The sequence below is a fragment of the Escherichia sp. HH26CH genome (assembly GCF_009820205.1).
GTDB lineage: Bacteria > Pseudomonadota > Gammaproteobacteria > Enterobacterales > Enterobacteriaceae > Escherichia > Escherichia coli_F.
This window is the reverse complement of sequence record NZ_VNXM01000032.1, coordinates 64,543-76,528: the sequence shown is the minus strand read 5'-3', so window position 1 is coordinate 76,528 and position 11,986 is coordinate 64,543. Positions and strand designations below refer to the sequence as shown.

Annotated in this window: 10 protein-coding genes; 6 read left to right on the top strand and 4 right to left on the bottom strand. The window is 50.9% G+C overall.

Features of this window, described 5'->3' with window-relative positions:
* The first annotated feature begins 3 nt into the window (after nt 1-3).
* Together FQ015_RS10900 and ompG are read left to right on the top strand one after the other, a co-directional pair.
* Complete coding sequence (locus FQ015_RS10900; protein WP_000057969.1) at nt 4-1,086, top strand: ABC transporter ATP-binding protein; 1,083 nt, start codon at nt 4-6, stop codon at nt 1,084-1,086.
* A 44-nt stretch (nt 1,087-1,130) separates the two neighbouring features.
* Nucleotides 1,131-2,036 (top strand): monomeric porin OmpG, encoded by a 906-nt coding sequence (gene ompG / locus FQ015_RS10895; protein ID WP_000735245.1) that lies wholly within the window; start codon nt 1,131-1,133, stop codon nt 2,034-2,036.
* 110 nt (nt 2,037-2,146) lie between these two features.
* Here ompG and FQ015_RS10890 read toward each other — a convergent pair whose 3' ends face one another.
* Nucleotides 2,147-3,145 (bottom strand): LacI family DNA-binding transcriptional regulator, encoded by a 999-nt coding sequence (locus tag FQ015_RS10890; RefSeq protein WP_039020827.1) that lies wholly within the window; start codon nt 3,143-3,145, stop codon nt 2,147-2,149.
* Between the two features lie 154 nt (nt 3,146-3,299).
* Between FQ015_RS10890 and FQ015_RS10885 the strand changes: the two genes are divergently transcribed.
* The 3 genes from FQ015_RS10885 (at nt 3,300) to tyrR (ending at nt 7,444) form a co-directional block, all read left to right on the top strand.
* Nucleotides 3,300-4,697 (top strand): YcjX family protein, encoded by a 1,398-nt coding sequence (locus FQ015_RS10885; RefSeq protein ID WP_039020828.1) that lies wholly within the window; start codon nt 3,300-3,302, stop codon nt 4,695-4,697.
* Nucleotides 4,694-5,755, top strand: coding sequence for a YcjF family protein (locus FQ015_RS10880; RefSeq protein WP_000138727.1), 1,062 nt, complete (start codon nt 4,694-4,696; stop codon nt 5,753-5,755). Before FQ015_RS10885 ends, FQ015_RS10880 begins: the two co-directional genes overlap by 4 nt.
* 147 nt (nt 5,756-5,902) lie before the next feature.
* Entirely contained in the window at nt 5,903-7,444 is a 1,542-nt protein-coding gene (tyrR, locus tag FQ015_RS10875) for a transcriptional regulator TyrR (RefSeq protein WP_032302953.1), read from the top strand.
* A 37-nt stretch (nt 7,445-7,481) separates the two neighbouring features.
* Here the strand turns inward: tyrR and FQ015_RS10870 are convergent, their stop codons facing one another.
* Together FQ015_RS10870 and tpx are read right to left on the bottom strand one after the other, a co-directional pair.
* Nucleotides 7,482-9,524 (bottom strand): hypothetical protein, encoded by a 2,043-nt coding sequence (locus tag FQ015_RS10870; protein WP_160524050.1) that lies wholly within the window; start codon nt 9,522-9,524, stop codon nt 7,482-7,484.
* Nucleotides 9,525-9,677: 153 nt separating this feature from the next.
* On the bottom strand, nt 9,678-10,181 hold the full coding sequence (gene tpx / locus FQ015_RS10865) for a thiol peroxidase (RefSeq protein ID WP_032184040.1): 504 nt from the start codon (nt 10,179-10,181) through the stop codon (nt 9,678-9,680).
* A gap of 118 nt (nt 10,182-10,299) precedes the next feature.
* On the opposite strand from tpx, the gene ycjG reads away from it, so the two are divergent.
* Nucleotides 10,300-11,265 (top strand): L-Ala-D/L-Glu epimerase, encoded by a 966-nt coding sequence (ycjG, locus tag FQ015_RS10860; protein WP_039020831.1) that lies wholly within the window; start codon nt 10,300-10,302, stop codon nt 11,263-11,265.
* Here the strand turns inward: ycjG and mpaA are convergent.
* Entirely contained in the window at nt 11,240-11,968 is a 729-nt protein-coding gene (gene mpaA / locus FQ015_RS10855; protein WP_001353227.1) for a murein tripeptide amidase MpaA, read from the bottom strand. The genes ycjG and mpaA overlap by 26 nt on opposite strands.
* Nucleotides 11,969-11,986: the final 18 nt, after the last annotated feature.

The window sequence follows — 11,986 nt, the reverse complement described above, 5'->3', positions numbered from 1 at the left end:
AACATGGCACAGCTTTCGTTACAACATATTCAAAAGATCTACGATAACCAGGTGCATGTGGTGAAGGACTTCAACCTGGAGATTGCCGATAAAGAGTTCATCGTGTTTGTCGGTCCGTCGGGCTGCGGTAAATCGACCACCCTGCGTATGATTGCCGGGCTTGAGGAGATCAGCGGCGGCGATCTGTTGATCGACGGTAAACGAATGAATGACGTTCCGGCCAAAGCACGCAATATCGCGATGGTGTTCCAGAACTACGCGCTGTATCCGCATATGACGGTCTACGACAACATGGCGTTTGGCCTGAAGATGCAAAAAATCGCCAAAGAGGTGATTGATGAGCGGGTTAACTGGGCGGCGCAAATCCTTGGCCTGCGTGAGTACCTGAAACGCAAGCCGGGTGCGCTTTCCGGCGGGCAACGCCAGCGTGTGGCGCTCGGACGGGCGATTGTGCGCGAAGCGGGCGTGTTTTTGATGGATGAACCGCTCTCTAACCTGGATGCCAAGCTGCGCGTACAAATGCGCGCGGAAATCAGCAAGCTGCATCAGAAACTGAACACCACCATGATCTACGTGACCCACGATCAGACCGAAGCGATGACCATGGCGACGCGGATTGTCATTATGAAGGATGGGATTGTTCAGCAGGTCGGTGCGCCGAAAACGGTCTATAACCAACCGGCGAATATGTTTGTTGCCGGATTTATTGGGTCACCAGCAATGAATTTTATTCGCGGCACGATCGATGGTGATAAATTCGTTACGGAAACGCTTAAATTAACCATTCCCGAAGATAAATTAGCGGTTCTGAAAACGCAGGAAAGTTTGCATAAGCCCATCGTGATGGGAATACGCCCGGAAGATATTCATCCGGATGCGCAAGAGGAAAATAACATTTCCGCCAAAATTAGCGTGGCGGAATTAACCGGTGCGGAATTTATGCTCTACACCACGGTTGGGGGGCACGAGCTGGTGGTCCGTGCCGGTGCGTTAAATGATTATCATGCAGGAGAAAACGTCACTATTCATTTCGATATGACCAAATGTCATTTCTTTGATGCAGAAACGGAAATAGCAATTCGCTAAATACAGGGGGAAGGCATTCCCCCAGGATAATACAAGGAACAATAATGAAAAAGTTATTACCCTGTACCGCACTGGTGATGTGTGCGGGAATGGCCTGCGCACAGGCTGAGGAAAAAAACGACTGGCACTTTAATATCGGCGCGATGTACGAAATAGAAAACGTCGAGGGTTATGGCGAAGATATGGACGGGCTGGCGGAGCCTTCCGTCTATTTTAATGCTGCCAATGGGCCGTGGAGAATATCGCTGGCTTATTACCAGGAAGGGCCGGTAGATTATAGCGCGGGTAAACGTGGAACCTGGTTTGATCGCCCGGAACTCGAAGTGCATTATCAGTTTCTCGAAAGCGATGATTTCAGTTTCGGCCTGACCGGTGGTTTCCGTAACTATGGTTATCACTACGTTGATGAACCGGGTAAAGACACGGCAAATATGCAGCGCTGGAAAATCGCGCCAGACTGGGATGTGAAACTGACTGACGATTTACGTTTCAACGGATGGCTGTCGATGTATAAATTTGCCAACGATCTGAATACAACCGGTTATGCTGATACCCGTGTCGAAACGGAAACGGGTCTGCAATATACATTCAACGAAACGGTTGCCTTGCGAGTGAACTATTATCTCGAGCGCGGCTTCAATATGGACGACAGCCGCAATAACGGTGAATTCTCCACGCAAGAAATTCGCGCCTATTTACCGCTGACGCTCGGCAATCACTCGGTAACACCGTATACGCGCATTGGGTTGGATCGCTGGAGTAACTGGGACTGGCAGGATGATATCGAACGTGAAGGCCATGATTTTAACCGTCTTGGTTTGTTTTACGGTTATGATTTCCAGAATGGTCTTTCCGTTTCGCTGGAATATGCGTTTGAGTGGCAGGATCACGACGAAGGCGATAGCGATAAATTCCATTATGCAGGTGTCGGTGTGAATTACGCGTTCTGATAATGTGCTAAATTGCCGGATGCGGCGCGAGTACTTTATCCGGTTTATAAATGTAGGCCGGATAAGATGCGCCAGCATCGCATCCGGCATTCAGGCAACGTAGCTGGCATTTATTTCAACGACATATGCGTGGCAACGGTAATATTTTGTGGTGACGGTTTTCCGGCAATTAAGCGGAATAATAACTCGCAGCTTTGTTGACCTAACTCCTGCGTCGGAACATCGATGCCGCCCGGTGCAGGCGTTAATATAAACGACAGCGTTTCATTACTATAACCCACCACCGCTAACTGCTGCGGAATAGCAATGTTTTTCTCTGCCGCCGCACGATAAATGCTCATTAATTTCAGGCTGTCAGTAGCAAACACTGCCTCAGGCAACGGTGACTGGCTTAATAATTCCCGCGCGGCTTGCAGTGCTGTCTCATGGGTATAACCGCCGTCAACGATCCACTCATTGCGCACTGCAATATTATGATCTTCCAGACTTTGCTTATAACCATTAACGCGGTCAACCGAAACATGGACATCAAGCGGAGCATGTAGGCAGGCAATATTTTCATGTCCACTTTCAATTAATGCATCGGTCAGCGCAATACTGTCGCCAAAATTATCGGTGTCGACAGAATAAACATGGGCGTATTCACCTTCAACTTTGCCAATTACTACCACCGGAATATCGTATTTATCGAGTTGGGCAAAAAAAGACTCATCTGCTGGCGAACTTAGCATAATAATGCCTTTAATCATTTTCTGCTTAATTTTGCTTTCACATTTTTGTAAGTCTTCAGCCGGGTTGTGCGACGTCTGCAATATCACGTCGAAACCCTCATCTTCCGCTTTGGCGGTAATGGCATGCAAAACTTCGGAGAAAAACGGGTTACCCGCCGTCGTTTTGGTCGAACGGGTAGAAATCACCATAATGGCATCAAAGCCCGAAGAGGTCAGTGCGCGGGCCAGTTTATTTGGCTGATACTGTAATTCTTCAATGGCCCGTAACACTTTTTCGCGCGCTTCCGGGGAGATATTGGTTTGCTTATTCAGCACGCGTGATACGGTGGATTTTGATACGCCGGCAACCCTGGCAATATCATAAATAGTAGGGGACATAGGTCAGGAACTCCGTCCGAACGTGAATGCTGCACATCTTATGGAGTTCGCCTCAAGATGACAACACGGGCAGTTGATAATCAATGGCATGGCCCCCACATTCATATCCTTACGAATGATTTTTTTCTGGTCTTCAGAGCAGCACAGGACAGCAATGAAGCGACTTAAAAATGAACTTAATGCGCTGGTGAATCGGGGTGTCGACAGACATCTGCGCCTCGCTGTAACCGGACTTAGCCGCAGCGGCAAAACCGCGTTTATCACTGCGATGGTCAATCAGTTGCTCAATATTCATGCCGGAGCACGCTTGCCGCTATTAAGTGCGGTGCGTGAAGAGCGCCTGCTGGGCGTAAAACGCATTCCCCAGCGTGACTTTGGCATTCCGCGCTTCACCTACGATGAAGGGCTGGCGCAGTTATATGGCGAGCCTCCCGCCTGGCCGACCCCAACACGCGGCGTCAGTGAGATTCGCCTGGCGCTACGCTATAAATCGAACGATTCGCTGTTGCGTCACTTCAAAGACACTTCCACGTTATATCTGGAGATAGTGGATTATCCCGGCGAATGGTTACTCGACTTGCCGATGTTGGCGCAGGACTATTTAAGCTGGTCGCGCCAGATGACGGGCTTACTCAATGGTCAGCGCGGCGAATGGTCGGCAAAATGGCGAATGATGTGCGAAGGGCTGGACCCACTAGCACCTGCCGACGAAAACCGTCTTGCAGACATTGCTGCCGCATGGACCGATTATCTCCACCACTGCAAACAGCAGGGGCTGCACTTTATTCAGCCTGGGCGTTTTGTCTTGCCGGGCGATATGGCAGGTGCGCCCGCGTTGCAATTCTTCCCGTGGCCAGATGTCGATGCCTGGGGCGAATCAAAACTTGCACAGGCCGACAAGCACACCAATGCCGGAATGCTGCGCGAACGGTTTAATTATTACTGCGAGAAAGTGGTGAAGGGGTTCTATAAAAATCACTTCCTGCGTTTTGATCGGCAGATTGTGCTGGTGGACTGCCTGCAACCGCTCAACAGTGGGCCACAGGCATTTAATGATATGCGTCTGGCGCTGACGCAGCTGATGCAAAGCTTCCACTACGGGCAGCGTACCTTGTTCCGGCGCTTGTTTTCGCCGGTTATCGATAAGCTATTGTTTGCTGCCACTAAAGCGGATCATGTGACCATCGATCAGCACGCCAATATGGTTTCATTACTGCAACAACTGATTCAGGATGCCTGGCAAAATGCGGCGTTCGAAGGGATCAGTATGGACTGCCTGGGGCTGGCGTCAGTTCAGGCGACCACCAGCGGCATTATTGATGTTAACGGTGAGAAAATCCCGGCGCTGCGCGGAAATCGACTCAGTGATGGCGCACCGCTCACTGTTTATCCTGGCGAAGTTCCCGCACGTTTGCCTGGTCAGGCGTTCTGGGATAAACAAGGCTTCCAGTTTGAGGCGTTTCGCCCGCAGGTAATGGATGTCGACAAACCGTTGCCGCATATTCGCCTTGATGCTGCGCTGGAATTTTTAATAGGAGATAAATTGCGATGACCGAACCGTTAAAACCACGTATTGATTTCGACGGTCCACTGGAGGTCGATCAGAATCCAAAATTCAGGGCGCAGCAAACCTTTGACGAAAATCAGGCGCAAAATTTTGCCCCGGCCACGCTCGACGAAGCGCAGGAAGAAGAGGGGCAAGTTGAAGCGGTGATGGACGCAGCGTTACGTCCGAAACGCAGCCTGTGGCGCAAAATGGTGATGGGCGGGTTGGCTCTGTTTGGTGCAAGCGTTGTCGGGCAGGGCGTGCAGTGGACGATGAATGCCTGGCAAACTCAGGATTGGGTAGCGCTGGGTGGATGTGCCGCTGGGGCATTGATTATCGGCGCTGGCGTAGGTTCTGTGGTAACAGAGTGGCGGCGCTTATGGCGCTTGCGACAGCGCGCCCATGAACGCGACGAAGCGCGCGATTTGTTGCACAGTCACGGCACGGGTAAAGGCCGTGCATTCTGCGAAAAACTGGCGCAGCAGGCGGGCATCGACCAGTCGCATCCGGCACTGCAACGCTGGTATGCCTCAATCCATGAAACGCAGAACGATCGTGAAGTGGTCAGCCTGTATGCTCATCTGGTCCAGCCGGTTTTAGATGCCCAGGCGCGGCGCGAAATCAGTCGCTCAGCGGCGGAATCAACGTTAATGATCGCCGTTAGCCCGCTGGCGCTGGTGGATATGGCATTTATCGCCTGGCGCAATCTGCGTTTGATCAATCGCATCGCCACGCTGTATGGCATTGAACTGGGATATTACAGCCGTTTGCGCCTGTTTAAGCTGGTATTGCTGAATATCGCTTTCGCCGGAGCCAGCGAACTGGTGCGCGAAGTGGGGATGGACTGGATGTCGCAAGATCTCGCTGCGCGTTTGTCTACCCGGGCAGCTCAGGGGATTGGTGCTGGACTTCTGACGGCACGACTGGGGATTAAAGCTATGGAGCTTTGCCGCCCTCTGCCGTGGATTGACGATGACAAACCTCGCCTCGGGGATTTCCGTCGCCAGCTTATTGGTCAGGTGAAAGAGACGCTGCAAAAAGGCAAAACTCCTGCCGAAAAATAATGCAATATCGGGTGCTGACCGGATATCTTTACGCCGAAGTGCCCGTTTTTCCGTCTTTGTGTCAATGATTGTTGACAGAAACCTTCCTGCTATCCAAATAGTGTCATATCATCATATTAATTGTTCTTTTTTCAGGTGAAGGTTCCCATGCGTCTGGAAGTCTTTTGTGAAGACCGACTCGGTCTGACCCGCGAATTACTCGATCTACTCGTGCTAAGAGGTATTGATTTACGCGGTATTGAGATTGACCCCATTGGGCGAATCTACCTCAATTTTGCCGAACTGGAATTTGAAAGTTTCAGCAGTCTGATGGCCGAAATACGCCGTATTGCAGGTGTTACCGATGTGCGCACTGTTCCGTGGATGCCTTCCGAACGTGAGCATCTGGCGTTGAGCGCGTTACTGGAGGCGTTGCCTGAGCCTGTGCTTTCTGTTGATATGAAAAGCAAAGTGGATATGGCGAACCCGGCGAGCTGTCAGCTTTTTGGGCAAAAATTGGATCGCCTGCGCAACCATACCGCCGCGCAATTAATTAACGGCTTTAATTTTTTACGCTGGCTGGAAAGCGAACCGCAAGACTCGCATAACGAGCATGTCGTTATTAATGGGCAGAATTTCCTGATGGAGATTACGCCTGTTTATCTTCAGGATGAAAATGATCAACACGTTCTGACCGGTGCGGTGGTGATGTTGCGCTCGACGATTCGTATGGGCCGTCAGTTGCAGAATGTCGCTGCACAGGACGTCAGTGCCTTCAGTCAAATTGTCGCCGTCAGCCCGAAAATGAAGCATGTTGTCGAACAGGCGCAGAAACTGGCGATGCTAAGCGCGCCGTTGCTGATTACGGGTGACACCGGTACAGGTAAAGATCTCTTTGCCTACGCCTGCCATCAGGCAAGCCCCAGAGCGAGCAAACCTTACCTGGCGCTGAACTGCGCGTCTATACCGGAAGATGCGGTCGAGAGTGAACTGTTTGGTCATGCTCCGGAAGGTAAAAAAGGGTTCTTTGAGCAGGCGAACGGTGGTTCGGTGCTGTTAGATGAGATAGGCGAGATGTCGCCAAGGATGCAGGCGAAATTACTGCGTTTCCTTAATGATGGTACTTTCCGTCGAGTTGGTGAAGATCATGAAGTGCATGTCGATGTAAGGGTTATTTGTGCTACGCAGAAGAATTTGGTCGAACTGGTGCAAAAAGGCGTGTTCCGTGAAGATCTCTATTATCGTCTGAACGTGTTGACGCTCAATCTGCCGCCGCTACGTGACTGTCCGCAGGACATCATGCCGTTAACCGAGCTGTTCGTCGCCCGCTTTGCCGACGAGCAGGGCGTGCCGCGTCCGAAACTGGCCGCTGACCTGAATACTGTACTTACGCGTTATGCGTGGCCGGGAAATGTGCGGCAGTTAAAGAACGCTATCTATCGCGCACTGACACAACTGGACGGCTATGAGCTGCGTCCTCAGGATATTTTGTTGCCGGATTATGACGCCGCAACGGTAGCCGTGGGCGAAGATGCGATGGAAGGTTCGCTGGACGAAATTACCAGCCGTTTTGAACGCTCGGTATTAACTCAGCTTTATCGCAATTATCCCAGCACGCGCAAACTGGCAAAACGTCTCGGCGTTTCGCATACCGCGATTGCCAATAAGTTGCGGGAATATGGCTTAAACCAGAAGAAAAGCGAAGAGTGATTGTGCTGGCTGCGCCGTTCAGGCGCAGCGGCAACGTTCATTTGATGCCAAACTTTTTATGCCAGGCTTCCACATGGCGCGCCGTTTGACGCAGCGGCGCATTCACTAAATAGTTCTGAATCCAGGGTGTTTCCATCCAGTAGCGGACTTTTTCCGGCGCGTGCGTGAGGCAGTGCATCACGGCGGCATGATGAAATGAATTTGCTGAATTATCATAACCATCATAGGCACCTTCACCGATCCCACGCACTAATACGCCATGTTCCAGCATGGTCGCCAGAACGGGAATTTGTTCTGGAATATGCACAAAGAAATTTAAAAGTTGACCGCCTTTTGCCAAAGCATAGTTTTCCAGCCCCTGAAGGAACCAGTTAACCTGCGGCATATAGTTTGAGTAGATGTGCAGGTTGTAACGCAGGAGGGCCGTTGCTAGCGCATGTGAAAATCGCGGCTGATTTTTACCAAACTCAGCGATGGTAAGGACGCTGTCGAGCGATAACCTCGAACTGAAAGCCAGTGCCATTATTTCCGGTAGTTCCGGTTGTCCAAAGTGCGCGGCGGCCGCGCTACGGCAATCAGCGCGGTCAAACGTGGCGAGCATGGCGTAAATAGGGTCAGCAACGTCATGCGGCTCGTGGGCCAGTTGTTTGAAAATGTCGCCAGCATGTCCGCATTTCATAGCCATCCAGCAGAGATTAACAAATTCACCCGCCATATTGTCATTTACGAAATAGGCATCCGGATACTGATGTAATTCAAAGGACAACCCGGCAACCCATATGAAACGCATCGGAAAAACAAACGGTTCCGCAATCAGTTGTATAAACTCTGCGGCATCAAAGCATTTTCCTTCCTGGCGCTCAAACAAATAACGGGCAATATCTGGGTGAGAAAGTGAACCCCGACGAGGCCATTGGGCGGCAAATTCATGCCACTGATAACTATCATTATGATGCCGGTGGGCGATATTATTTAGCTCAGATGTCTGAAAGGCCGCTTTCGCTGCAATATATTCCACACTATCCAGCTGACGATATTCATAAACCGCTTCGCCGGGCGAGATTAATTTTCGACTAATCGCGCAGCGCTTTCGGGACTTTCCGCCAAGAACCTTTTCATAAACTGACATGAAGGGACCAGAATGCACAACATCATGTCCGACGGTGAGATATTTATCCTGCAACGCCTGAAACTCTGCGCTGTGCAAGAGATTATTCAGCAAGGTACTAAGTTCAGGCTTTATTCGGCGCTTTGCGCCAGTTGAAACGAAAAGATCATGGAAATGACCATCATTGTTGCGGATTAATTGTTTTACCCAGGTTAGCGCTTCACTTAGCTGATCAGTAGAAGAAAATAAACCAATCGCATAGAGATTAAAGTCTGAGTAGGTATGGATATGATTTAATGGTTCTTTTTTACTGCGTACAAAAGAGAGCGCATCGGCAAACTGTGCATTGTGGATCAAATGGCGCAAGTGGCGGGTATATTGCTTCCAGGTATTGCAGGTTCGCTCATCCAGAACGCCCGCATTAATTAACCACGCTTGTTTTGCCAGCAACCAGGTTTCATCATAATAAGCAGGCCCTAACGGGTGGTAATCCGCGATAAACGCTTTCAGCGCATAAGGGGTAAAATTTGGGGCGACAGGGTTATCTTCCGGGACATCGCTGGCATGGAAAAGCGATTCAAGAACAGCGGATGCTTTATTCCAGTCTTCCATTGCGCAAGCGGCGTTAAATAACACCATTCTTAATGCCGGGTAACGCGATAATGCTGTAAAAACAGGCGTACTACCTCTCCATGAACTATATCCGTTTGGATTAAAGAAATGGTAATCAGTAATGGCTGCTTCGAGCCAGGTTTCTGCACCACTAGCCTCGCCGCAGTGAACCATCGCCGCTGCGCCAAGAAAAATACCAGCTGCAGCTGCCGGCGGTAAGCATGAACTACCTTGATCAATAGGATCTGGCGCTAGCTCTAAAAGCCATTCTGCATGGTTCGTTAGTGCCTCGGCAATGGCAGGAATGTCCGTTGAACAGCAATTGTGTTTAAGCCAGACCGTAATTTGTTTATCATCCATAATAGTCATCACTCCGCTGGGCTAATAATGGCAAAGAGCAATCTTAATGCACAACGGTTAGGGGGAATAGTGGCAGGAACTCTGGAAAATAGTGGGACTGGTAGATCAAAAACTGCCGTTCACCGGTGGTGATTCAGTGAACGGCACAGTTGTTTAGCGCAGTACAGCCAGAGCTGCTTCGTAATCCGGCTCGGTGGTGATTTCATCCACCAGCTGGCTGAAAATCACATTGTCATTTTCATCAATAACCACAACGGCACGCGCTGCCAGACCTTTCAGTGGGCCATCAGCAATTGCCACACCGTAGGCTTGCAGGAATTCAGCGTTACGGAAAGTGGAGAGGGTGATAACGTTGTTCAGACCTTCTGCGCCGCAGAAACGAGACTGGGCGAACGGCAGATCGGCAGAGATACACAGCACAACGGTGTTGTCGATCTCGGTTGCCAGTTGGTTAAACTTACGTACTGATGCGGCGCAAACACCGGTATCAATACTCGGGAAAATGTTCAGCACTTTGCGTTTACCCGCAAACTGACCGAGGGTGACGTCAGACAGATCTTTTGCCACGAGAGTAAAAGTCTGCGCTTTGCTACCCGCCAGCGGGATGGAATTGGCGACTGTAACCGGGTTGCCCTGGAAATGAACGGTTTGTGACATGATTATCTTTCCTGTTTACATATAGTTAACGTCACACCTAGTTTATGCTAACTGTCAATAACACAGCAAACGCTATTTGCGCTTAATCCGCAGACCACCGCGACAACAAGGAGTAAAGATGAGAACCGTTAAGGTATTTGAGGAAGCCTGGCCCTTACATACCCCGTTTGTGATTGCTCGGGGAAGTCGTAGTGAAGCGCGCGTGGTGGTGGTGGAGTTAGAAGAAGAGGGCATTAAAAGTACTGGCGAATGCACGCCGTATCCGCGCTATGGTGAAAGTGATGCCTCGGTAATGGCGCAAATTATGAGCGTCCTGCCGCAATTAGAAAAAGGGCTGACACGGGAGGAATTACAAAAAATTCTCCCTGCTGGAGCGGCACGTAATGCGCTGGATTGTGCTTTGTGGGATCTGGCGGCGCGTAAACAGCAGCGATCGCTGGCTGATTTGATTGGCATAACGCTTCCCGAGACAGTCATTACAGCACAGACGGTAGTCATCGGTACGCCTGATCAGATGGCCAATAGTGCATCAACACTGTGGCAGGCAGGCGCGAAATTGCTGAAAGTGAAGCTGGATAACCATCTTATCAGTGAGCGGATGGTAGCAATTCGCACGGCTGTGCCCGACGCGACGCTTATCGTTGATGCAAATGAATCCTGGCGTGCAGAAGGGTTGGCGGCGCGTTGCCAACTGCTCGCGGATTTAGGCGTTGCGATGCTTGAACAACCGCTTCCTGCGCAGGACGATGCGGCACTGGAGAATTTTATTCATCCGTTACCGATTTGTGCTGATGAAAGTTGTCATACCCGTAGCAATCTGAAGGCGCTGCAAGGGCGCTATGAGATGGTTAACATCAAGCTCGATAAAACGGGTGGCCTGACGGAGGCGCTGGCGCTGGCGACCGAAGCGCGTGCACAAGGTTTCAGTCTGATGCTGGGCTGCATGTTGTGTACCTCTCGTGCCATTAGCGCCGCTTTACCGCTGGTGCCGCAGGTCAGTTTTGCTGATCTTGACGGACCGACCTGGCTGGCGGTAGATGTGGAACCGGCGCTTCAATTCACGACGGGCGCATTGCATCTTTAGGATGCCAGCGCAGCAAGTTAGCCATCGCAAAGAGGTATTTTTCGCTGGCTTCGTCGGAGGAGATGGGGGGAAACTCTGCGGTGATGCAATGCAAGTTCAGATCTGCACACCAACTGCCGAAAGAGCCAGGCGTTTCATAACCGACGCTGGTGACCAGTGGCAATTCAAACGCCTGGGCCAGCCATTCACCTAATTCGCTGTGTCTGGGGTCTTCAATACAGGCCAGTGGATCGTGGAATGAGACCACCCAGGCAGGTTGAATGCGATGTATAAGCTGGCACAGCGCCTGAGTTTCAGGTTCGGAGCCAGGTTTGTCACCTGTCAGTAAAACGACATCACGTTCTTCAGCGGCGCTGTTCCAGCGATAAACCGTTTCACCTTCCTTCCAGTTTGCTGCCGGAAAGTTTCTATTTAAATCCACGCCATTAGCATTGGCCCGTAACCCTAACTGGCAGCCGTCAGGATTCACACACAGCACCACATGATGGCGGCGCAAAGAAGGTGTCAATGTCCGCAAAGCACAGGAGAGGGTCACGACCGAAGAGTTTTCATCACCGTGGGTGCCAGCCAGAATCAAACCACTTTCGTGACTGGCGGCTGGGGCCGGAAACCAGATCAAAGGCGCGCCCAATAATGAACGTCCGTAATGTTCTGTACCGGGCGGAAATGCGCCGCGTTCGGCGCGTGGGCGAGTTACGGTCATGATCGTCTCTGGTTCAGG